Source organism: Colwellia sp. M166 (assembly GCF_024585285.1).
Lineage (GTDB): Bacteria > Pseudomonadota > Gammaproteobacteria > Enterobacterales > Alteromonadaceae > Cognaticolwellia.
Map to the genome: position 1 here is coordinate 985,892 of NZ_CP040755.1, position 24,299 is coordinate 1,010,190.

The 24,299-nt window shown below is 38.4% G+C and carries 19 protein-coding genes and 1 pseudogene; 8 read left to right on the forward strand and 12 right to left on the reverse strand.

Features of this window, described 5'->3' with window-relative positions:
- Window positions 1-26 precede the first annotated feature (26 nt).
- The gene (locus FGD67_RS04510; RefSeq protein WP_257173878.1) at window positions 27-590 is read left to right on the forward strand and encodes a GspH/FimT family pseudopilin; all 564 of its coding nucleotides are present in this window, start codon (window positions 27-29) and stop codon (window positions 588-590) included.
- 330 nt (window positions 591-920) lie between these two features.
- Window positions 921-1,514 (forward strand): GspH/FimT family protein, encoded by a 594-nt coding sequence (locus FGD67_RS04515; RefSeq protein WP_257173879.1) that lies wholly within the window; start codon window positions 921-923, stop codon window positions 1,512-1,514.
- A 116-nt stretch (window positions 1,515-1,630) separates the two neighbouring features.
- Here FGD67_RS04515 and FGD67_RS04520 read toward each other — a convergent pair whose 3' ends face one another.
- The 12 genes from FGD67_RS04520 to murJ all read right to left on the reverse strand — a co-directional run bounded on the left by FGD67_RS04520 (window position 1,631) and on the right by murJ (window position 15,870).
- Complete coding sequence (locus FGD67_RS04520) at window positions 1,631-1,951, reverse strand: TapY2 family type IVa secretion system protein (protein WP_257173880.1); 321 nt, start codon at window positions 1,949-1,951, stop codon at window positions 1,631-1,633.
- Between the two features lies 1 nt (window position 1,952).
- Window positions 1,953-2,360, reverse strand: coding sequence for a type IV pilin protein (locus tag FGD67_RS04525; protein WP_306556785.1), 408 nt, complete (start codon window positions 2,358-2,360; stop codon window positions 1,953-1,955).
- Window positions 2,360-5,899, reverse strand: coding sequence for a pilus assembly protein (locus FGD67_RS04535; protein WP_257173881.1), 3,540 nt, complete (start codon window positions 5,897-5,899; stop codon window positions 2,360-2,362). The genes FGD67_RS04525 and FGD67_RS04535 overlap by 1 nt, the downstream gene beginning before the upstream one ends.
- A gap of 37 nt (window positions 5,900-5,936) precedes the next feature.
- Complete coding sequence (locus tag FGD67_RS04540; protein WP_257173882.1) at window positions 5,937-6,440, reverse strand: pilus assembly PilX N-terminal domain-containing protein; 504 nt, start codon at window positions 6,438-6,440, stop codon at window positions 5,937-5,939.
- Window positions 6,434-7,393 (reverse strand): PilW family protein, encoded by a 960-nt coding sequence (locus tag FGD67_RS04545; protein WP_257173883.1) that lies wholly within the window; start codon window positions 7,391-7,393, stop codon window positions 6,434-6,436. Before FGD67_RS04545 ends, FGD67_RS04540 begins: the two co-directional genes overlap by 7 nt.
- 1 nt (window position 7,394) lies before the next feature.
- Complete coding sequence (gene pilV, locus FGD67_RS04550; protein WP_257173884.1) at window positions 7,395-7,958, reverse strand: type IV pilus modification protein PilV; 564 nt, start codon at window positions 7,956-7,958, stop codon at window positions 7,395-7,397.
- A gap of 310 nt (window positions 7,959-8,268) precedes the next feature.
- Window positions 8,269-9,198 (reverse strand): 4-hydroxy-3-methylbut-2-enyl diphosphate reductase, encoded by a 930-nt coding sequence (ispH, locus tag FGD67_RS04555; RefSeq protein ID WP_257173885.1) that lies wholly within the window; start codon window positions 9,196-9,198, stop codon window positions 8,269-8,271.
- 21 nt (window positions 9,199-9,219) lie between these two features.
- Complete coding sequence (gene fkpB, locus FGD67_RS04560; protein WP_257173886.1) at window positions 9,220-9,651, reverse strand: FKBP-type peptidyl-prolyl cis-trans isomerase; 432 nt, start codon at window positions 9,649-9,651, stop codon at window positions 9,220-9,222.
- Window positions 9,652-9,663: 12 nt separating this feature from the next.
- The gene (gene lspA, locus FGD67_RS04565) at window positions 9,664-10,176 is read right to left on the reverse strand and encodes a signal peptidase II (protein WP_257173887.1); all 513 of its coding nucleotides are present in this window, start codon (window positions 10,174-10,176) and stop codon (window positions 9,664-9,666) included.
- A 124-nt stretch (window positions 10,177-10,300) separates the two neighbouring features.
- Window positions 10,301-13,138 (reverse strand): isoleucine--tRNA ligase, encoded by a 2,838-nt coding sequence (gene ileS / locus FGD67_RS04570; protein WP_257173888.1) that lies wholly within the window; start codon window positions 13,136-13,138, stop codon window positions 10,301-10,303.
- A 74-nt stretch (window positions 13,139-13,212) separates the two neighbouring features.
- Complete coding sequence (gene ribF, locus FGD67_RS04575) at window positions 13,213-14,154, reverse strand: bifunctional riboflavin kinase/FAD synthetase (RefSeq protein WP_257173889.1); 942 nt, start codon at window positions 14,152-14,154, stop codon at window positions 13,213-13,215.
- Between the two features lie 135 nt (window positions 14,155-14,289).
- A complete protein-coding gene (gene murJ, locus FGD67_RS04580; protein ID WP_257173890.1) occupies window positions 14,290-15,870 on the reverse strand; it encodes a murein biosynthesis integral membrane protein MurJ in 1,581 nt (526 codons plus the stop codon).
- Window positions 15,871-16,320: 450 nt separating this feature from the next.
- Here murJ and rpsT point away from each other — a divergent pair, with 450 nt between their 5' ends.
- From rpsT to FGD67_RS04610, 6 genes and pseudogenes are all read left to right on the forward strand, one after another.
- Window positions 16,321-16,581 (forward strand): 30S ribosomal protein S20, encoded by a 261-nt coding sequence (gene rpsT, locus FGD67_RS04585; RefSeq protein ID WP_077287120.1) that lies wholly within the window; start codon window positions 16,321-16,323, stop codon window positions 16,579-16,581.
- 143 nt (window positions 16,582-16,724) lie between these two features.
- Window positions 16,725-18,379, forward strand: a pseudogene (locus FGD67_RS04590) (Zn-dependent hydrolase).
- Window positions 18,380-18,773: 394 nt separating this feature from the next.
- A complete protein-coding gene (locus FGD67_RS04595) occupies window positions 18,774-20,129 on the forward strand; it encodes a pitrilysin family protein (RefSeq protein WP_257173891.1) in 1,356 nt (451 codons plus the stop codon).
- The gene (locus FGD67_RS04600) at window positions 20,116-21,504 is read left to right on the forward strand and encodes a pitrilysin family protein (RefSeq protein ID WP_257173892.1); all 1,389 of its coding nucleotides are present in this window, start codon (window positions 20,116-20,118) and stop codon (window positions 21,502-21,504) included. Before FGD67_RS04595 ends, FGD67_RS04600 begins: the two co-directional genes overlap by 14 nt.
- 93 nt (window positions 21,505-21,597) lie before the next feature.
- Window positions 21,598-23,199 carry a GMC family oxidoreductase gene (locus tag FGD67_RS04605; RefSeq protein ID WP_257173893.1) on the forward strand — a complete coding sequence of 534 codons (1,602 nt, stop codon included), beginning with the start codon at window positions 21,598-21,600 and terminating at the stop codon, window positions 23,197-23,199.
- 369 nt (window positions 23,200-23,568) lie between these two features.
- Entirely contained in the window at window positions 23,569-24,090 is a 522-nt protein-coding gene (locus FGD67_RS04610; protein ID WP_257173894.1) for a peroxiredoxin, read from the forward strand.
- The last annotated feature ends 209 nt before the right edge of the window (window positions 24,091-24,299 follow it).

Genomic DNA, 24,299 nt, shown 5'->3' on the forward strand with positions numbered 1-24,299 from the left:
ACGTACTCAACTAAGGAATGGTTGTTATGTCAAAATTCGTTGGATTTACCATCATAGAAACACTGGTTTCATTAGCGATACTGCTAAGTTTAATTGCCATCGGCGTCCCAAGCCTCAACAATTTCATTGTTTACACCCGTGTAGACAATGAAATTTTTACCCTGCACCGTTTAATTTTAATTGCGAGGAATACCGCGATAAGCGCCAACTCTAAAGTTACTCTGTGCCCACTTGATAGCAACGGCCAATGCAAAAACTCATGGCATAAGGAGCTAAGTGTATTCATAGATATTAACAATAATAAGATCTATGAGCCCTCACTCGATGAACAACTTATTGCTCATAAAGACGCAATAAAAGTCGGTGATAAACTACAGTACGGTAAAACGCGTGTTGGCCTAACATACGCAGCCACAGGACATTTAGCAGGATGGGGGCAAAATGCTACTTTCAGCTATTGCCCTAAAGGTCATAATGACAAAAACAGAGGCATTGTTGTCGCGACTTCAGGCCGAGCTTATGTAAGTGCCGCAAATAAAACCAATCAAAAAAATATCAGACGCACTGGTGCCTTAATCAAATGTACTTAACTCGTTAGCTGGAATGATCGAGCCAGAAATATAAAGCTCTTAACGTTTAACAAAAGCTGAGGGCTACTTGTGTCGTCATTAATAATACGTCTCAAGGAAATCTTGCGAAAAAATAATAAATATTCGAGCGTATAGCCTTGGAATGCACAGCCAACTGAGCCTAATTTTAGTGATGACTGTCGGCATGAATTATTGTTCTTTAAGCTAAAAAACCGCTTATTTGATCGATAAAATTTCGGTACGGAAGATAATAAGAGTAAAACAAATTTGCTGGCTGAGTATAGAGAACAATGTTATAAGTAAAATATCACCCTAACTTTGGCTGTCGTAATGCCTAAAAACCACAATAAAAATCAATCGGCCAAAAAAATCATATCTGGCTTTACCATTACCGAGCTTCTTATTGGTATATTTATTATAGGTATATTAACCGCAGTTGCCGTACCGAGTTTAAGTGGCTTTATATTGCAATCACGTGTTGATAACGAAATAAGTGAATTACATCGACTACTATTAACAGCGAGAAATAGTGCGGTTAATAATGGTAAAAATGTAACTGTCTGTCCATTAAGTGGCACAAGTTGTGGCACAAACTGGCAAAACGAATTAAGTGTCTTTACTAATAATGGCAATTCATTAGCAAATAATAAAAGCTTTGACAGCGCCAATGAAGAACTTATTAAAGTTAAAGCTAAAGTGGCTAGCGGTGATAGCTTAAAATTTAGTCAAACTATTATTGTTTTCTCTCCTACAGGCCGGTTAGTTTCAGGTGGAAATGGCACTTTTAGTTATTGCCCTAAAGGTAATACTGATTTGTCACGTGGCATTAACATTTCATTATCCGGCCGGTTATATAAAACTTCTGATACTGATAATGACAATAAAGACGAGAATAGGAACGGCACTGATGTATCCTGTAGCTAGTGTGCTTTATTCATGAAAATACGAGCTTTAGTAAAGTCCTAGCTTTTAAGCGGGAATGAGGACAATACCAACTGATTAACGACAATAAATAACTTTAGCGATAATAAAACATTTATTTACCGTGCTTGATTTTCAAACAAACGATTCGCTTTCAATGAGGAAAATTTTGCCGTTAAGAGAACACATTCGAATACTTTTTGGATTTGTTTCTTATCCTTTGATAACGATGTCAGCACTTTACGCTTAGGTAAAGTATCAAGCAACTTTTTAATGTCAGCTTCCTTCACTCTAGCAAAATAAATAATCTCTTTATCACTAGTTAACTCGACATGGCATTTAGCATCCACTTTGTGTTTATTTTTCATCTGAGCTTCAGCGCTAACATCAAAACTAGCAGCGATGAACAGTATGTAAATAATACAGGCTATGTTTTTCATCTTATTGCTCCCAACAAGCACTAGCGGGTAGTTTTTCCCCTGTTTCACTGACTGATAATTTCTGACATTGAGTATCATTAGATTTTTGTGGTTCAAGCGCGGTCGCCGTTAGTACAAAACCACCATCAGCCAATGCAGCATCAATACTGTAATAACTATTTTCGGTGATAAACGGGTCTTTATCCAAGCCCAATTCTGTCATATTATTAGTATACGCTCTGTTATCAACATAAAACTGTTCCTGAAGGTTAGCCATCCTCAGTAATTCTCGTTGTGCTTCGGTACGGTTTGAGCGTGTAACAAAATCTATGTAAGCAGGAAAAGCGATAGATGCCAAAATAGCAATTATCGCCACTGTCATTAATAACTCAACTAAGGTAAAGCCTTTAAGTCGCTTAATGTTAGCCATTACTGCTCCTCACTAATATACAAATAGGTTCGCATCGTTTGTAGCGTGAAACCAACCGGTATTATTTTTCGTCCAACGATGATATTACCTACTGCATCATCATCTGTCTCGGGATCACCATCATCATTAGGGACAACAATTAAGGTTGGTGCACCTAAAAACTGTTCATTAATTTCAACTTTACGTACCGGCTCTGCATCAGGCGTAGTTTCATTCCAGTTATATATAGCCGTGCCTAATGCAAGATCAACAGCATATAATAATCCCGTGCCATTAGGTTGTTCACAATGAATAACATTCGGCTCTAAGTTCGGCGGAATGAATGTCGTAAAATAAACAACACCATTAATAACAATGGCATCTGCGGTACTTTTTTCTCCCGTGCCTTCAACAAGGTCGATATACCAGCCTGATTTATTACTCACTGCTATTTCGAGTCCTTCACGCTCTTGGCTTGTTAAGGTTTTAGCAAAGGGATCATCAGTGTAATCGTACAAATCATTTTTTAGCAAAGCTGGTGGAGCTTTTGGCTCTACTGCACTATAAAAAGACTGGGTCTTAATATGTTCATCTTTAATCATGAAAAAACGGTCATTGGTATCTATACCAATAGGATTAGATCTATCGCCACTACCAATAAGTACTGCATCATAAGGTTTTTCTTGATGGCTAACGATTTTAATCGTTTTACCATCTTCATCCGTCACTTCAGTTTCAATCGTTTCACTGATAAAAGTGCGTACGATCGATGGTTCGTTAAAAAAACGTAAATCAGTACTATTGGTTGTACCCCCAAACTCTGCCAATTTAAATACCGTCCAAGGATCATTGCTGTCATTAGCTATCGCACTTGGCATATCAACACGCCAAACATTACCACCAGTATCACCGGTATATAAACGATCAATCATGCCATCACCGTCGCTGTCTAATATACCAATACTTGATGGAATACTATCAGTGCCAATAAAAGTGCTATCAGCTCCCAGTGGCGCTAAGCTCCACTTTAGTGTCCCCGTTGCGGCATCAACCATATAAATAGCACGCCCTTTTACGTCGGCAATTCCTGGAGTTGAAGAGTCTTTTGCTACATCATAACCGCCGCCAAAAAATAATACCGGTGCTGCTACAGCACTATTACCAGTGCCATTTATATTTAATTTAGAGTAACCAAGCTTTGGTTGTGACCATGACTGGCCGAGTTCGCCAAACCCTGTTGATGCTGCATCAATATGCCATAGTTTACTTGGCGTACTTGGATTACTGATATCAAGTGCATAATAAGATGAGCCTCCACGGCGCAAGCCAAAAAACACCCAGACTTTATCTGTACCATTAATAATGCCATCGCCATTATTATCTTTTATATATGATGTGATACTGCCATCAATACCATAAACTTTTTCAGCCGTTGCGTAATTTTCTCTTAATGGTTTAATATTGTTAAAAAATTCTTTCGGCATAAATGCCCAATCTTCATCTACAGTGGCGCCTTTATCTTCAAACATATGAAGCGCTCCAGCATTAGTACCAATGACAACTCTAATACTGGTGCCGTAGTTAATCACCAAAGGTTTAGAATGTAGAGGATCACCAAAAACATCTGGCCGCATAATGGGTGTAGTGCCATCATCTAATTTAACGCTGTCAACATTTTTACCCATCGCCCAATTTAAATAAGTGCCAACATCATCTTCGGCAACATCCATTTCAGTCGCAAGTTCAAGACTACCACCAAGCGAAATTTCAGCTTGAGTTTCAGTTAACAAAGCTAAAGTCCCGGCAGTACCAATATCACTGTAAATAACCCGGTTTATTTTGCTACGCAACATTTCAGCTACGCCACCTTCACTAACCTTATCACCATCCTCTGAGTTATCTGGCGACCAAAAACTTGTTACCTGTTCCGAAAAATGACCACTATTAACATCAAGCGCTGGTTTACCATGTTTTCCTACTTGTTTATTACTAACAACTTTATATTTCTTCAAGTTACCTTGCCATCGTGGTCCATTATCAGGTTGAAACATAGCGTAATAAACTGAGTTTAAGGTTTCTGTGCGGTCAAAGTTATTCGCTGCCACTGACGCAGATGTCAAGCTATCATTGCTTGGTTCTAAATCTTCCAAAGCGCCAACCAAAGCCGCAGTTAACTGCGCACTATCTGTCGCACGAAAGTATTTCCCACCGCCAAGTCTTGCAGTTTCTTTTAATAAGGGCGCAGCATCATCAGCACCGTCACTAAAGCCAATGGTATAGATATCTGCGGTTTGTTTACCTGATAGCTGAGTATTAAGATCTTGATTACTCATCCATTCTGCAAGGCCGGCCAGATAGTTTCCATCATATTTACTGCCGGTGAAGTTAATAGTAGTGCCATCATCGACAGTAGATAAGCCTTCGACTTTACCATCGGCATGATGGTCTTGAGTGGGCACACCATCCGTAATTAAAATAACATAAACTTTATTACTACAGCTTGAAAAAGGGCTAACATATTTGTTTGATAATTCAACGGAAGGGTCGGTATCTCTAGGTGGAACATTTTTTGTGTAGTAAATGCTACCGTCATTATAATAAATATTAATATCATCATCACCATACTCAATATTTTTCCCAGAAAAATACAAAGATGATTCATAAAGCGTTTCGCATAAAGGTGTATTTCCTCTGGCATTAACTTCATTATTAACCAGATCAAGGAGTGTCGTTTTATTCTCATCGGTCATTTCCTTTATGCCCGCCACAATACGACCGCCGTTGCCATGATTTGAGCTATCACCATAGTTATAGTTAAAGATTTGTAAGCCAAAGTCGATGGAAGGTGCTGAATTAATCACATCATTAATACTTTCTCGCGCCATCTCCATACGGCTTCGCGTCTCTTCTTGCGTATTATTACCATAATGCCAACGTAAATAGTTATCGGTATAAAGTGTGATTAATGTGCCACTCCACACGACATTTGAATTACTTTCATCAGCAGTGAAGTATTCCGGATTATTTTTATCCCCTAAATAGTTAACGGGAAAACCAGGTTCAACGCCATCGGCATTGTTAGGATTGTTACTTAAAACATCGTCTTCACAATCTAATACATAGATATTAGAACCGTTACTGTCTGAAAGATTTAGCCATTGACCAGTATTATTTTTATATTTGTAGCGTCGAATATGAGCAGTATAAAACCCCTTACTTATTAAAGATGATTTAGCGCTATCACAGCCATTTAATGAAGCCAAAAAACGGCGATTTTCTGTTGAGGTGTCGGGTTTAGGTATCTCATCACCTTTGTTATAGTATAAATACTCACTTGAAAACTTGGTTGTATTAGGAATTGCCGGATAATTTTCTGTTGGGTCATATCTAATTTTAACCGTTTCTTCTGTCGTCATACTGCCGGAGTTATCAAGAATGATCAGTACTTGGGTTTTTGCACCCGCAAGTTTAACCGCCTCACTAACGTATAACTCGATATCTTCACTAAAAGACATTGTCGAGATAAACATCAATAGGCTTATCAGCAGATATTTTTTCATTATGTTAACTCCAGTATTCAGCTAAAACACCCTAGCGTTATCGCAAAAGTTGTTGAACAACTCCGGTATTAACGACAACAGTATTGGTATTTTTTCGTCCATATTCGCGAACCACCTGCACACGTAATACATTACAAGAAAAAACTTGTGTTGAAGAAGCTGATCGAGAATGCGGACAATATGGCTCTAACTCTAGATCATTATTAGCAATCTTAATATCAGCGGTGGTATCACTACCAATATTAGTTTTAGTTAAGGTATCTGTTACCACAACAGGAAACTTAACTAAGGGCAAGGCAAAGGCATTATTACCTAAGCCACCATTAATTTGCCTAAACATCACCTCATCGCTGGCACTTATTGCTTCTTGCGTAGCTACAACTTTATCTTCACTCGCGCCCGACATTTTCATATCTGACGTCGTATTTTGCATCAAAGCGCCAGCAACAGCGGTTAAAGCGATTAAAAAAACCAATGAGACAATCAACACCACACCTTTTTGTCGATTAAAAGCACTTGTCTTGACTTTCGAACTCACCATGAGTCGACTCCTGCGTTATATAGCGTTACTGTTGAATTAAATAATAATCGCCGATAATTGTCATTAAAAGTGACCGGTAGGTCACCTAAATTATATGTATTACTATTAGTATATTTACTATCAGGAAGAATGCTACGTGCCAACACATATATACGTACCGCCAAAATCCGGTTATCGTTACCATGATCCCATTGAGTGATAGTCATGTTATCTGCCGAAACAAAAGTATCAACAATACCATAGCCGGCATTATCGGGTGAGTCTGTATCTAAGCCATACATGAAGCGGATCATTTCAATACCATCAATGATCGGATCAAAAGTCATTTTTTTTGTTAATCGCCCTTGCATCAACACGGGTACCGTATTATTGCCTTGCACTTCTTCTCTTATATAATAAATATGATGTTGATACTCCCAAAGTTGACTATTTAACACTTTAGGAATAGTCGTCCCCGTGAATATTGACGCTTCACTTAAGTTGGAAATTATATAATATTGTTGAGCTGTGCTTAATGTTAATGGCTCTGATATTGCCCTTTTAAACTGAATAACGTCGGATGCAACTTTTGCATCCTCGATACATCCCATAATTGAACTATTTGTTACTGTTTGCCCCCAAAGCGCTCTAAAGTGACCAATCCCTGCCGGAAAAGTGCCATTATTTAAACCTTCGCCGATACATTCATCACTAGGAGCACTATTTGGCACTGCATTTAACATTGATTTATCTAATGTGCCGGTATAATCTCCCCAGAAATTTTGTTTTAATAAATCATCACTAAGCACACTTAAAGCGAAGCGACCATTTTCTTGCAGTTCACCATAAGTGGCTGTTTCTTGGCTAGTGGTTTTCATACCGACGAAAACACTCAGTACGCCAGCAAATAATGCTAAACCAACCGCAAGGGAAATAAATATCTCCACTAGCGTAAATCCACGTTGCTTGTTCATATCAGTTTATAAATGCCTCAACTATCACTTGTCGCCTTTTACTGCCTGCTGTACCACAACTATTTTTTTTCGCATCAAAAATCTCTGTCCGCCCTTCCCAACTGATCACCACAGTGACCGCATTTTCGGCTTGACTTATGCAGCCTCTGACACCAGTTAAGCCAGCAATATTATTACCATCATTAACAACATCGGCTCCCATCAACGACATTTCCCACTCATATTTATCGTTAATCACCATTTCTACCGAACTACATACTCCAGCAAGGGTATTACAACGTTTTTCAGGCAAGGCATCTAAGGCCTCACCATAGTTTGTAGCCGCATATCCCGCTAGTGCCGCAGGATTGTTACTACGCATACGTTCTATAATATCTTGTGCCAAGGCCGATGCCACCGAACGTTGCATAGCATCAAAACTGCCTTTTTTAGCGGTTGCTTGCATAGCTACAGCACCTAAAATCCCGGTAACCAAAATAAATACAGCAATCAACACTTCAATAAATGTCATGCCTTTATTTAGCGAAAATTTGTTTTTTGGAGTACGGAAAAGTGTATTATTCAATAGTTAATCGCCCTTTAAATAAGTATAAAAAACAACCTATATGATTACTATAGCTGAAAAAGATAAAAGAAGAATAGCTAAATTTAGACGAGTTAGCACGCAGATAGAGAACAGAGGAGTCACTATTTAATATAAGTCTATATGTGTTAAAAGTCGCATGAATAAACTGCATTAACTTAGACCTTAAATCATTATATCGAGAAAAACTTCCTTATTTTTAAAACATTTTTATTACTCGAAACTAAATTTGCAGTTATCATGTCATTTAAAAGTCAAATACCAGTATAACTGCAAAAAACATCAATTTAGATTAGCGTAATTCTATCGGCACAGCAAATACCGTATTTTCTTCCCTGCCAGGATATTCAATGACTTCTCGTCCACCTAAGCATTTAAGCGCTTCAATAACTTGTTGCACCAAAATCGCAGGAGCTGACGCGCCGGCGGTTACACCAACTTTTTCAATACCATCTAACCACGATGCATCAATATCAGCAGCTGTATCAATCAAATAAGATGTCGTACCAATTTTTTCCGCTAACTCACGCAAACGATTTGAATTAGAACTGTTCTTTGCACCAACAACAAGCAATAATCCTACTTGCTCAGCAATTGAACGAACGGCATCTTGACGATTTTGTGTTGCATAACAGATATCATCCTTGCGAGGCCCTTGTATTAATGGAAATTTGCACCTTAAAGCATCAATTACATCGCTAGTATCATCAACAGATAAGGTAGTTTGGCTACAGTAATAAAGCTTGGTCGGATCTTTAATGACTAATGTTGCAACATCCTCGGCTGATTCAACAAGATAAATTCCACCTACTTCGCTTTCATACTGCCCCATAGTTCCTTCAACTTCTGGGTGTCCTGCATGACCAATGAGAATACACTCAACACCTTTACGACTAGTGCGAGAGACTTCCATATGGACTTTAGTAACCAGAGGACAAGTTGCGTCAAAAACTTTTAAGCCACGATCTTTCGCTTCATTGCGCACAGCTTTTGACACCCCATGAGCACTAAAAATTACTGTACTGTCATCAGGTACTTCATTTAGCTCATCAACAAATACTGCCCCACGACTTTTTAAACCATTGACCACAAATTTGTTATGCACTACCTCATGGCGTACGTAAATAGGCGCTTCAAATAAGTCTAATGCTCTATCGACGATACTGATCGCTCGGTCAACACCAGCACAAAATCCGCGAGGGTTAGCTAAAATAATTTCCATAATATTCTCGTTACTTTTAAATTACTTAACTTCAACAACGTCAATAACAAACGTCACTTCTTGCCCTGCTAAAGGATGATTAAAATCAATGGTTACAGAGTTACCTGTAACATCTTTTATCATACCAGGTAATTCACCGCCCGGTTGCGTAAAGGTAATAATGTTACCTACTTTAGCCGGCGCTTCTTCACTAAACTTACTGATATCCATGTAATGGATATTCTCAGGTAAGGGCTCTCCAAATGCGTCAACTGCGGCTAAAGTAAACTCTTTACTTTCCCCCGCTTTCATACCAAGCAATTGCGCTTCAAATGCAGGTGAGATACTTGCGTCACCCATCATTATTTTAGCTGGCTTTTTATTCACTTTTGTACTGTCTGCCGCAGAGCCATCAGCTAGCTTCATGGTAATATGAGCGATAATTTCAGATACAGTTGTTACTAAATTTGTCATAAAATTTTCTCTTTAAGAATTAACACTTTGTGTTTTTTTGTTCGCTTCACCATTTTTAAATGAATCGAAAATCATTAATGCTGCACCAATAAATATCATTGAATCAGCAATATTAAAGGCTGGAAAATGATAACCAAAGCCATAAAAGTCTAAAAAGTCAATAACATAGCCAAATAGTACACGATCAATAAGGTTACCTACTGCTCCACTGAGCATCAAAGCAAAAGCAACAGAGAGTAACGATTGCTGTTTCGGAGTTTTAGCTAACCAAACAATAAAAATAACACTGGCAATAGCAGCTATTGCCGTGAAAAACCAACGTTGCCAACCGCCCTGATCGGCTAAAAAGCTAAATGCTGCACCTAGATTATGTACATAGGTCAAATTAAAAAAAGGCATAATTTCAATCGATTGATATAAATCCATATTATTTACAATTAACTGCTTAGTGACTTGATCTGCAATTAAACAAATCATCGTTAACCATAACCAGCGTAGTCCGGTCTGGGTAAATAAATTTTTCATAAATAGGTCTCTAATATTCCGTAGCGCTGAAAACGCTATTTTTATTATGGTAATAATTAGAAAACGTGCAGACTTTATTCAAGCACTACACGTTTTAACATTACTGATTTAACCACTTAAAGTGTTAAGCGAATTTCCGTACTTCACCTTCGCCGTCAACGTTAGTAATACAGCGTCCACAAAGTTCAGGGTGTTGTTCGCTTTGACCAATATCTTCAGTAACATGCCAACAGCGATCACACTTAACGCCCTCTGCTGGAGAAACCGTTAACCATAAGCCGTTAACTTCAGTTGTTAGTGCATCTGTAGGAGCACTTTCAACAACTTCAACAGTGGCTTTAGAGGTAATCAATACAAAGCGCAATTCTTCACCTAATTGTTGTAATTTTTCAGCTAATTCAGCTGTGGTAAATAAAGTAACCGCTGCTTCGAGTGCTTTACCTACTTGCTTCTCTTTACGAGCATTTTCTAAGGCTTTGTTTACTTCTGTACGCACTAATAAAAGCTCATTCCAGTAGTCATTATTTAAAGCACTCGTTGTTGAAGCTTTTGGTAAGCCATCAAACCAAACACCAGTGAAAACAAACTCTTCACGAGGTTCACCTGATGGTGTTGGTAATGCTTGCCAGATTTCTTGCGCGGTAAATGACAATATAGGAGCCATCCAACGTGTCATTGCTTCTGCAATTAAATACATTGCAGTTTGACATGAACGACGAGCAACACTGTCTTCTTTCGCTGTATATTGACGGTCTTTAATAATATCTAAGTAGAAACCACCTAGCTCTGTAGTACAGAAGTTCATTAACTTATGAACAACCACATGAAATTCATACTCATCGTAAGCGGTAATAATTTCGGCTTGCAGTTGTGCCGCCTTATCAACCGCCCAGCGATCAAGTGCCACCATATCATCAAAAGCAATAGAATCTGTTTTCGGGTCAAAGCCATTTAAGTTTGACAACAAAAAGCGCGAGGTATTGCGAATACGGCGGTAAGCGTCGGCTTGGCGTTTAAATATTTCATCACCGGCAGTAATTTCTTGCGTGTAATTAACCGACGCTGTCCACAGACGCAAAATATCAGCACCTAAAGTATTAGTAATTTCTTTCGGCGTGATGACATTGCCTAATGACTTAGACATTTTATGACCTTTAGAGTCAACCACAAAGCCATGAGTTAACACTTGTTTGTAAGGTGCTTTACCGTTCATCGCAACAGAAGAAATCATTGATGACATAAACCAACCACGATGCTGATCCGAACCTTCAAGATATAAATCGGCGATACCATCAAACTCTTCACGAGCATTAATAACAGAATAATGTGTAGTGCCAGAATCAAACCATACATCTAAGGTATCTGGAACTTTAACGTATTCTTTCGCGTCGTCACCGATTAGCTCTGCCGCGTCTAAATCAAACCATGCTTGAATGCCTTTCTCTTCAACACGTTTTGCTACCGTTTCAATTAGCTCAATACTACGAGGGTGTAATGCGCCAGTATCTTGGTGAATAAATAATGCCATAGGTACGCCCCACGTACGTTGACGTGAGATACACCAGTCAGGACGACCTTCAACCATAGATTCAATGCGACGTTGGCCCCAGTCAGGGATCCACTGGGTTTTTTCAATTTCTTTCAATGAATCTTGACGTAAACTTTTATTATCCATGCTAATAAACCACTGTGGTGTAGCACGGAAAATCAACGGTGTTTTGTGGCGCCAGCAATGCGGGTAAGAATGCTCTAACGCATGGTGATGTACTAAAGTACCGTGTTCTTTCAAGGTTTCAACGACATTGGCATTCGCTTTAAATACATGCTGACCTGCAAATAATTCAGTATCTTCCAAATAAACGCCATTAGCACCGACAGGATTCGCCACTTCTAAGTCATACAGCTTACCAACAACAAAATCTTCTACACCATGACCTGGTGCAGTATGCACACAACCTGTACCCGAGTCAGTCGTAACATGATCGCCAAGAATAACCGGCACAGTAAAGTCATAAAATGGATGCTTAAGTTGTACAAGCTCTAATGCACTGCCTTTACAAAAACCTAAAGCATGATATCTATCAATACCAAAACGGTCCATACAAGACGTTACAAGATCAGAGGCAATGATGAAACGCTCTTTGCCCTGCTCTGTTTCACATTGCACTAACGTATATTCAACATCAGCGTGCACTGAAACCGCACGGTTAGCGGGCAATGTCCATGGTGTTGTTGTCCAGATAACAACTGAAACACTACCTTCACCTTGATGATTTTCAGGGTGATCAAATTTATCAGCAACACTTTGCTCGACAACCGTAAATTTCACATCAATGGCAGGAGACTGCTTATCTTTGTATTCCACTTCTGCTTCTGCTAAAGATGAACCACAATCAGTACACCAATGCACAGGTTTGAAGCCTTGATGTAAATGGCCATTTTCAGCAATTTTACCTAATGAGCGAATGATATTCGCTTCAGTACCAAAATCCATCGTGCGATAAGGCTTATCCCAATCAGCAAAAACGCCTAAACGTTTAAAATCGTCACGCTGACCATCAACTTGTTTAGCAGCATATTCACGACATTTTTCGCGAAAAACACTAGCCGAAACTTTACTACCTGGCTTACCGACTTTCTTTTCTACCATTAATTCAATAGGTAAACCGTGACAATCCCAACCAGGCACATACGGCGCATTGAAATCTGATAAAGTTTTTGATTTAACAATAATATCTTTAAGGATTTTATTAACAGCATGACCAATATGAATATTACCATTTGCATAAGGAGGACCATCATGCAAAATAAATGATTTCTTGCCTTTTTTTGCAGCACGAATTTGACCGTATAAATCTTTTTCAGCCCACTCTTTTAGCATGTTCGGTTCACGATTTGCCATATTTCCTTTCATCGCAAAAGAAGTTGCAGGCAAATTTAGGGTTTGTTTGTAATCACTCATTAAAATTAATATCCGTTGTCGTAGTCACTAATATTCTCGTTAGTGTTATGTGGTGTTTTCTTAACCGAATTATATTAAGCTAAGTTCTGCACAAAAGTGCGGGCCTGTTCTGTATCTATAGCAATTTGCTTTATAAGGTCAGCTAACGAGCTAAACTTTTGTTCACTGCGGAGTTTTTTCAACATAACTACCTCAATGACTGCACCGTACAAATTGTTATTAAAATCAAAAATATGTACTTCTAACTGCTGCCTAATTCCGGCAACTGTTGGTCTTGAACCAACATTAGCAACACCAAAGTGTTGACCAAACTGGCTTTTTACCTGCACCGCGTATACCCCAGAAACGGGAGAAACCCGACGTTTTAATCTGACATTAGCAGTAGGAAAGCCCATTTCACGGCCACGTTTGTCACCATGAAATACTTTACCAATAATAGAATAAGGTCGTCCGAGCATACTTTTTGCTGCGCTCAGATCATCTTTCTCTAATAATTGCCTAATTGCCGTACTGCTAACCCGACAGCCTGCTAACTTATGACTTGCGGTATCGGTGACTGAAAAGCCAAATTGCTTTCCTGCCGCTTTTAGCATGGAAAAATTGCCTTGACGATTTTTACCAAAACGAAAGTCATCACCAACAATCAAATGTTTTATTGCTAAACGCTTTACTAATAGCTCTTTAATAAAAGTCTCGGCATTTAGACTAGCAAATTTTTTATTAAAATTGATACAAATTAATCTATCCACACCAAGATTTTTTAATAACACATACTTATCACGTAATCGACATAGCCTTGCCGGTGCAGTTTCAGGGGAAAATAATTCTTGTGGTTGCGGTTCAAACACTAATACAGCAGCTTCACAGTTAAGCTCTCGTGCTTTTTCAACCAAAGCTAAAATAACTTGTTGATGCCCTAAATGAACGCCATCAAAATTTCCAATGGTTAACACGCAACCTTGGCGATTTTCATCGACGTTAATCCGCATGTTATGAATGCCACGTGTTAATTGCATTTAATAAAAAAACCTTACTGCCAATAGATATTTACCATTAGCTAAATCATAAAAGAATAAAAACTGCTGAATTATATATCAGTCAGCAATAAGAATCAGCCCTTAGCGGTAGTTATTTTTACGATAAATCTAACACTAATCAGCAGATTTCCCGGCGACTTTCAGATCTGAAAGTCGAATACCTAACAATAATAAACAAACTAAATAGCTTAATATGCCAAAGACAATACAGATCAAAAGTTGTATTACTTGTTCAAAAAAACTTAATGTAAGCCAAACATCAAATGCTGGCGAGATATAATAAACAATGAGCGCCATTACCGTCGCTGAAAATACCAAGCGTGCAATAAACCACCACGTTTTATTTGATAACTGAAAAACATTAGCTGACTTTAAACCATGGTAGAGCATCATGGCATTTAACGTTGCGGATAACGTCGTCGCAATAGCTAAACCGACATAGCCAAAAAAAGGCGCTAAGATTAAATTAAAAGCCATATTAGCGACCATCGCCTTAATCGCTATTTTGACCGGTGTTTTAGTATCTTGACGGGCATAATAGCCAGGCGCTAATACTTTGATAAACATAAAGCTGAGCAAACCTGAAAGGTAAGCAAATAACGCATAAGAAACTTGCAATACTTCGTGCTGAGTAAATTCACCACGCATAAACAACACCATAATAATCGGTTGTGCTAATACCATCAGTCCAGCCAACGCAGGCCAACCAAATAAGGAAACAACTTTCAGCCCCCAATCTATTGTGTCACTGAACTCTTGAGTATCTTTTTTGGTGTGTAGTTTTGCCAAACTTGGCAGTATTACGGTGGCAATACCAATACCAAATAAACCGAGTGGGAATTCCAATAACCGGTCAGCGTAATATAACCAACTGATAGAGCCCGTGATCAACATACTGGCAATAATGGTATCCAGTAGTAAATTAATTTGCGTCACTGAGACGCCAAAAAGTGCCGGTATAATCAACTTACGTATTTTAACGACTCCAGGAGCATTCCATGCCCATGTCGGTTTAACTAGCGCCCCAGCTCGATATAAAAAGGGTAATTGAAAAGCAAATTGAAGAAAACCGCCTAAAAATACGCCCCAAGCTAGCCCGAAAGCGGGATTATCCATAATCGGCGCTAAATATATAGCACAAGCGATAATACCTACATTTAACAATACTGGTGTGAATGCCGAGACAGCGAAGCGACCATAGGTGTTTAATATCGCACCTGATAAGGCCGTAATACTGACAAACCATAGATAAGGAAAAGTGATTTTTAATAAGGTACTTGCAAGGTCAAATTTTTCACTGGCAGGGCCACCATTTAACCAGTCTAAAAACCAACCAAAACCAAACAATGCAACAAACACTGGCGACGCTATCATGCCAAACAAAGTAACTAGCGTGATGACAACACCCAATGTGCCTGAAACTTGTGCAATTAACTTACGCGTTTCATTGGTGCTATTTTGTTCATCAAGGGTATGGTATTCACTGAGTACCGGCACAAAGGCCTGTGCAAAGGCACCTTCTGCAAAAAGTCGGCGTAAGAAGTTCGGGATTTTATTAGCAAAGAAGAATACATCCGCTGACGCACCGGCCCCCATAAAATTAGCAATAACCACATCTCGTACTAAACCAAGAATACGTGATATTAAAGTCATGACACTGACAATAATGCCCGACTTAATTAATTTTTTACTCAAACAATTTAATCCTATTTCGTGATTTATTTACACAATTCTGACTAATTTTATAACGCCATTTAACATGAAAAATTCAATTATTAGACAAAGAATCAATACAGGAGAGTATTATGCGGCTTTTATAAATTGATAAACAAGTATTTTAATATCGTTAACGACTCTGCTCATTAAGTAAACGTATAACTTGATAAATAACGACTTAAACTAAAATATCTGACAAAAATGCCATTAAATATTAAATATATCGAAAATTAGTACAATCAAAGTACAACAACCCTTTCAACTTTTGACTAAAAACTTTAGAATGCGTTCATTGGTTTTATTTATACAAACGGGTAATTATCCGAACGGTCAAATTAAAGCAGTAAATTATTTGACAAACCAGTTAAAAACAGGCATATTTCGTCGCCTTAAATTTAGGCAATATTTATTCAATTTTAGGAGTTCACCTTGGCTAACTCAAAGTCTGCTAAGAAGCGCGCATTACAATCTGAAAAGCGCCGTCAACACAATGCAAGCCGTCGCTCAATGATGCGTACTTTACTTAAAAAAGTAATTTCTGCTATCGAAGCCGGTGACAAAGAAAAAGCATCTACAGAATTTGCTGCTGCTGCACCGATTTTAGATCGTTATGCAAGCAAAGGTCTTATTCACAAAAATAAAGCTGCTCGTAGTAAGAGTCGTTTAAACGCTGCTATTAAAGCGCTTTAATTTTTGTAAAGAATTAAAAAACCGGCTTAGGCCGGTTTTTTTATACCTAAAAATCACTGAAAATTAGCTTTATTCATTTCAAACCTTGCGCTTATCAGTGATTTTGTTAGTCTCTAGCCGGTATTAATTAATAGAGACTTTGCATGAAACTTACAAAAATCGCTTCCCTACTTCTCATTGCTGGCACACTAACCGCTTGTAGCGACCACAACGAAGCAACAACATCAACAAGCGTGAGCTTATTACCCGAATATCAAAACCGCTTAGATATCTATAAAACCGTAACTTTAAATGCTGACTTATCGCACCTATCAGCGAATCAAAAGCAAATGTTGTCATTACTTATCGAAGCTTCAGATATTATCGATGGTTTATTCTGGCAACAAGCATTTGATCAAGATAAAAAGAGCTTTTTAGCCTCAATTAGTGATGAAAAAGTACGAGAGTTTGCTCGTATTAACTATGGTCCGTGGGATCGATTAAATGGCGATAAAGCGTTTTTAACAGACACGCCAACAAAAAGTCATGGCGCACAGTTTTACCCTGCGGATATGACCAAAGCAGAATTCGAAAAAGCCACCTTTGATGATAAAAATGGCCTGTACTCTCTTGTCTTGAGAACCGACAATGGTGAATTGAGCACTATTGCCTTTTCAGAAGCTTATAGCGATGAAATTAACCGTATCGCGGTGATTTTAGAAAAAGCATCAACCTTGGCCGACGATAAAGAATTTGCAAATTATCTAAACATGCGTGCAAAAGCATTACGTAACGATGACTTCCAAGCATCTGACTTTGCTTGGATGGACATGAAAAACAATCCGATTGATATTGTTATCGGCCCGATTGAAACCTATGAAGATCAACTTTTTGGTTATCGTGCCGCGTTTGAATCGTACGTACTGATCAAAGATATGTCATGGAGTGAAAAACTTGCTAAATATGCCGAGTTTTTACCTGAATTACAACGTGGCTTACCGGTAAGTAACAAATACAAAGCGGAAGTGCCTGGCTCTGACGCTGACTTAAATGCTTACGATGTTATTTACTACGCCGGTCATGCCAATGCGGGGGGGAAAACAATCGCCATTAACTTACCGAATGACGAACAAGTACAATTAGAAAAAGGTACCCGCCGCTTACAGTTAAAAAATGCTATGCGCGCAAAATTCGATGCCATCATGACACCGATTTCTGAAACATTAATTGTTGCAGAGCAACGCAAAAACGTAACCTTTACGGCATTCTTCGCTAACATTTGTTCCATGAAGTTGCCCATGGCTTAGGTATTAAAAATACCATTAATGGCAAAGGCACAGTACGTCAGTCATTAAAAGAACATGCTTCAGCTTTAGAAGAAGGTAAAGCTGATATTCTTGGCCTGTACATGATACGTCAATTATTGGCAAAAGATGTTATCACTGAAGGTGCATTAGAAGACTACTACACAACATTCTTAGCCGGTATATTCCGCTCTGTACGTTTTGGTGCTAGCTCTGCTCATGGTAAAGCTAACATGGTGCGCTTTAACTACTTTGCTGAGCAAGGCGCTTTCACGCGAAATGAGCAAGGGCTTTATAAAGTTAATGTAGCAAAAATGACCGCTGCGATTGACTCATTATCAGAGTTGATTTTAACTTTACAAGGTAATGGCGATTACGATGGCGTTGAGCAACTTGTTGCAAAAAGTGGTGTGATTAACAGCGGTTTAGCTGAAGATTTAGCCAGTTTAGAAAAAGCAAATATCCCCGTTGATATTACTTTTAAACAAGGTAAAAAAGTACTGGGATTAAATTAAGCAAGCTTAGGCATAGCCAAGTTATACCTGTATCGCTCGATAATATGCACATGACTATATTGTCGAGCGATTATATTCCTTCAAGGTTATATTGTCTCAATGAAACCGATACAGCAGACCTACCATTGCACATTAATCTTTAGCGCTACTCAGTAACTAGGTAGTATTTTTAAATAATAGAATGCAACTTACTTCAAGCCTCTAAAACAGTACTAACTTGAGTAGTGCAACAGCAAATAAAGCACTTAAAATATCATCTCAAGCTTGCTTATTCATCAATCTAGCCATTATTTATAAAGTAGTCCCTGCATCGCTTAATCACAGCTAGTAAATCGTCGTAAATTAACATAATATTAACACCTTAAATTATCGATAGGCTAATTGGAGTTAACCTATGAACCTTACCAAGTTAAAGTCGACAGTTATTCGGCTTTCCCTTTTATTGCTATGCTTTTCCAACACCAGCCACGCAATTACCCAAGCTGAAGACGTCAACACGTTCACACTCAGTAATGGCATGAAAATCATCGTACTTGAAGATGAGTCTATTCCCAACGCCAATATGTACTTGTTTTGGAAAGTTGGCTCACGAAATGAAGTGCCTGGCATTACTGGCCTTTCACACTTTTTTGAACATATGATGTTTAACGGTGCAAAAAAATATGGACCGAAGATGTTTGATCGCACAATGGAAGCCGCTGGTGGTTCAAATAATGCTTACACCAGTGAAAACTTAACAGTTTATACCAATTGGTTTCCAACCGACGCAATAGAAACTATTTTTGACTTGGAAGCTGATCGTATTGCTAACTTAGCCATTGAGGAAAAAAGTGTTAATAGTGAGCGCGGAGTGGTGTCTTCAGAGCGAACTACTGGGCTTGAAAACTCAAACTTTAGAGCCATTTGGCAAGAAGTAAAAGGTGCCGCTTTTAGAGCCCACCCTTATAGTTGGTCTGTTATTGGTCATGCTTCAGATATTGAAAATTGGCGCTTAGAAGATTTAAAAAAATATCATGCTACCTATTATGCGCCAAATAACGCCGTTGTAGTTATCGCCGGCGACGTAACTACCGAGCAAGTAAAACAACTCGCCAAAAAGTACTTTGAGCCCATTCCAGCGCAACCGGCCCCCAGAGATGTACATACCGTTGAACCAGAACAAAAAGGTGAACGCACGGTTTATGTCCACAAAGCATCCGTAACCACTCCTAACATCATGATGGCTTACCATGTACCAAACACTCAACATGAAGATTACTACGCTTTAGATATTCTCAACGATATCCTAGCCACAGGACAAAGTTCACGCTTGTATAAATCACTCATTGATGAGCAACAAGTTGCCAGTGATTTGTTTACTTATTTACCTGAAAGTATTGACCCAAATCTCTTCTACATTTATGCCGTAGCCGCCAAAGATATTAGTGCTGAAACGTTAAAAATGGCAGTAGTTAAAGAGGTGAATAACATTATTAAAAATGGTGTTAACGCCAAAGAGTTAGAAAAAGTTAAAAATACCAAACTGGTTAACTTTTATCGCACTATGGCAACCATTAATGGTAAAGCTAACACTGTAGGCTCATACGAGCTGTACTTTGGTGACTACAACAAGCTATTTTCTGCACCACAAGCGTATAACAAAGTTACCGTTGCTGATATTCAACGTGTTGCAAAACAATATTTAATTAAATCAAACCGCACTGTCGGTATTTTATCTTCTGAAAAGGACAGCAACGATGCGGATTTATAAGCTATTAACGACTTTTGCAATTTGCAGCTTCACTTTTTTTACATTGCAAGCTAATGCAGATTACACCTTACCTGAGTATCAAAAAGTCACTTTAGATAATGGCTTAACCGTTTACTTAATGGAGCAGCATGAAGTACCACTTATCGATGTCAATATTGTGGTTAAAGCCGGCGCTATTAATGACTCAATTGCGGGCTTAGCTTATTTAACCGCTGAAAATTTACTGCTAGGTACTGAACAACGCTCAAAAGCTCAAATCAATGAAACAGTAGATTTTATTGGTGCCAACATTTCCGCCTATGCGGGTAGTGAATCGTCGTATATTGAGAGCTCGTTCGCCGAGAAAGATCAAACAGAGATGTTAGCGTTACTAAAAAATGTTATCACTCATCCAAAATTTTCAAGCAATGAATTTGATAAAAAGAAAAAGCAGCATTTACTGACATTAGAGCAAAACAAAGAGAGCCCAAAGTCAGTGCTCAATAACTATTTTAAGCATATGGTTTTTGCTGACTCTAGCTACAATGCCATAACAACAGGTCATGCTGATTCGATCAGAAAGATAAAACTCTCCGATGTTAAGGCTTTCCATAAACAATGGTATCAACCGCAAAATGCGGCGATTGTCGTGGTCGGAGACTTTAATAGTCAAGCCATGTTAAAACAAGTCAACGCATTGTTTTCAGACTGGAAGAACCACAACAAAATAACACCAGCGGCAATAACACTACCAAAACCTTTAACGCAAGCAAAAGTATTGTTAGTTAACAAAGCCGATGCTATCGAATCAACATTTGCCATTGGCGGACTTGGTATTGCACGAAATACACCAGACTTAGTCGGTATATCAGTAATTAACACCATTTTAGGTGATCGCTTTACTTCGTGGTTAAATGACGAGTTACGTGTTAACTCAGGATTAACTTATGGTGCTAAAAGTCAATTTACTCACTATAGCCATGCAGGAAGTTTTGCTATCTCAAGCTTTACAAAAACCGCCAGTACGGTAGAAGCTATTGATCTGGCATTAACAACTTACCGTCGTTTATGGTTACAGGGTATTGATAATGAAACATTGGCTTCAGCTAAAGCATACGTAAAAGGTAAGTTTCCGCCTAAGTTTGAAACATCACAAGATTTAAGTAACCTCTTAGGACAAATGTACAGTTATAATTTTGACGAGCGTTATATCAACACGTTTGAACAACAAGTTAATTCATTAACCGTTGCCAAAACACAGCAACTGATCAACAAGTACTTTCCAAAAGAAAATTTACAAATGGTTATCATCGGTAAAGCATCTCAATTAAATGATGCTGTTGCCAAATATGGGGAAATACAACAAGTAGATATCAAGGATGTAAGTAGCCAATAGCACCCAAACTCGATACTTGAATAAACGACATTTTTATATCATAGTGGTCTGACTTGTTAAAATAATAATAAAAATTAAGTTAAGGGTGTTGGTGTGGAAACATTTGATTTTGTAATAATAGGCGGCGGCTCTGCAGGCTGTGTGCTAGCAGATAAATTATCGGCCAGTGGCAAACATAGTGTTTGCCTTTTAGAGGCCGGTAAAGCAGATAAAAATTGGCTGATCCACTTGCCCATCGGTATTATTGGCTTAATGCAAAGTCGTAGCTTAAATTGGCAATTTAATTCAAATACTGAAAAAACACTTAATCAGCGTGAAATTTTCACCCCTCGAGGGAAAACACTCGGCGGCAGTAGCTCCATTAATGCCATGTTATATGTTAGAGGTCAAAAACAAGACTATGATCATTGGCAAAGCTTAGGTAACAATGGCTGGAGTTTTGATGAGGTATTACCTTACTTTAAGGCACTTGAACATCAAGAGCGCGGTGAAGATGATTTTCATGGCATCAATGGTGCGCTCAACGTTGCAGACTCAGTATCTAAACCTGCAGTAAATGAAGACTTTATTCAGTCAGCAGTAGCCGCAGGCTATCCTGAAAACAATGATTTTAATGGCGCTTCACAAGAAGGTATTGGCTATTATCAAGTCACTCAAAAAGACGGTTTGAGGCATAGCGCTGCAAAAGCTTTTTTAACCCCTAATTTGCATCGTGAAAATTTAACTGTTATTACTCAGACGCAAGTTGAAAAAGTATTAATAGAAGATGGCATTGCCATTGGTGTTATTTACAAGCTGCACGGTAAAACGCTGCAATTAATGGCTGATAAAGAAGTTATTGTTAGTGCTGGCGCGATTAACTCACCACAACTATTAATGCTGTCAGGAATTGGTCCTAAAACTGAGTTAACAAAGCATAATATTAAGCTAATACATGCGCTAGAAGGCGTTGGCAAGAACTTACAAGATCATGTCGACGTACTGAATGTGGCTCAGCATAATAGAACCGAAGTATTAGCCTATCGACCAAAAGCACTGTGGTGGGGCGCGAAAGAAGCAGTAAAATTTATCACAAAGCGTACCGGTTTACTTACTACTGTTATTGCTGAAAGCGGCGGTTTTATTAAGTCAGAACCATCATTAACTGAGCCTGATTTACAGTTACATTTCGTTCCGGCCGCTATGGACAATCATGGTAGAAATCATAAACTACTTTGTAGTTATGGCCTGGCCTTACATGTTTGTTTACTTAGGCCAAAAAGTCGTGGCACAGTGACACTTAATAGTAATAGCATCAGCCAACATCCACGTATTCAACTCAATATGTTAGATCACCAAGATGATATTGATACGATGATTAAAGGCGTAAAAATCGCCAAAAAAATCTTATCAACGCCGCCCTTATCCAAAACACATGTAAAATATTTATTCCCAGATGAAGACTGTAATAGCGATCAAGCTATTCACCAGTTTCTAAAAGAAAAATGTAATACCATTTATCATCCTGTAGGTACCTGCAAAATGGGGCAAGACGAATTATCAGTTGTTAATGAGCAATTAAAAGTGCATGGCATCAAGCAATTACGCGTTATTGATGCCTCAATTATGCCAACACTGATTAGCGGTAACACTAACGCACCAACGATGATGATTGCCGCCAAAGCCGCCGATATGATCCTAGCTGAGCATTGCTGATTTAAAAACCACCAAGTAATGTTAGAAGCCGAGCTTAGATAAATAATTTGACCAATAATGCGCTTTTACTGATATTGATTATATCTGCAAGGATGCAGATATTTAACCTTTACCTAATACGCCTCTCAATTTTTCCCTAATGACTTACCAATAGCTAGCTAACTTTAACTTGGGAAATGCTTGAATAATAATCTTAAAACTGATGTTAATGACCAAAAAAGAGAATAACAACACGCTCATATTTAGCTAACAATGAACAACTGTAAAGTCATTATTTTCAACTCAGGTTAAATAAATTAATTTTTTTGAAACCAGAAGGCTCTTCGCTAGGTCAAGTTAATTAAGCCAGTAATAAAATAAGGATCTCGTTTGATTAACCTAGCTACTTTCAATAAAAAATTTACTCACGCAATTTTATTAACCTTAACCTTGTTCTCCATAAATATTTATGCCGATGAATCGTCAACTGCACCGCAAGCTCCAGCTTGGCAATTGAAAACGCAAACCGGTGAAAAAATTTCTTCAGCTCAATTCGAAGGCCAAGCCATAATTTTACATTTTTGGGCGACCTGGTGCCCTTATTGCAAAAAACTACAACCTAAGTTAGCTGAGCTTGAAGAAAAATATCAACAACAAGGGGTTAAAGTAGTTGCCATTAGTTTTAATGAGGATGACGGCGCATTACCACAAGATGAGTTAGCCTCACGTGGTTATCATTTCCCTACGGCCGTTAATGGTGATCAAGTAGCCATGATTTATGGTGTAAGAGGCACACCAACAACCTTTTTTATTAATAAGAACAATCAAGTGATATTTAAATCAACCAGCTCTGATACAAGCGACCCGCGCTTAGAACTCGCCGTTAAAGAAATTGTTAAGTCACTAAAGTAGGTAAATAACGAGGTTAAAACGTCAACACAACATCGGCTATATTGACAGACTAAAATAGCCGATAAATCATCTTATATTTAGCTACCAACCACTAACGCTGTGCAATAAGCAATTTTAACGTCAATAACTAGCCACTCATCGAATTTTTGTCTCCTATCCTTGTACCTACGGTGCATGCAACATAGAATCAGAACAAGCTTCATTGTGAT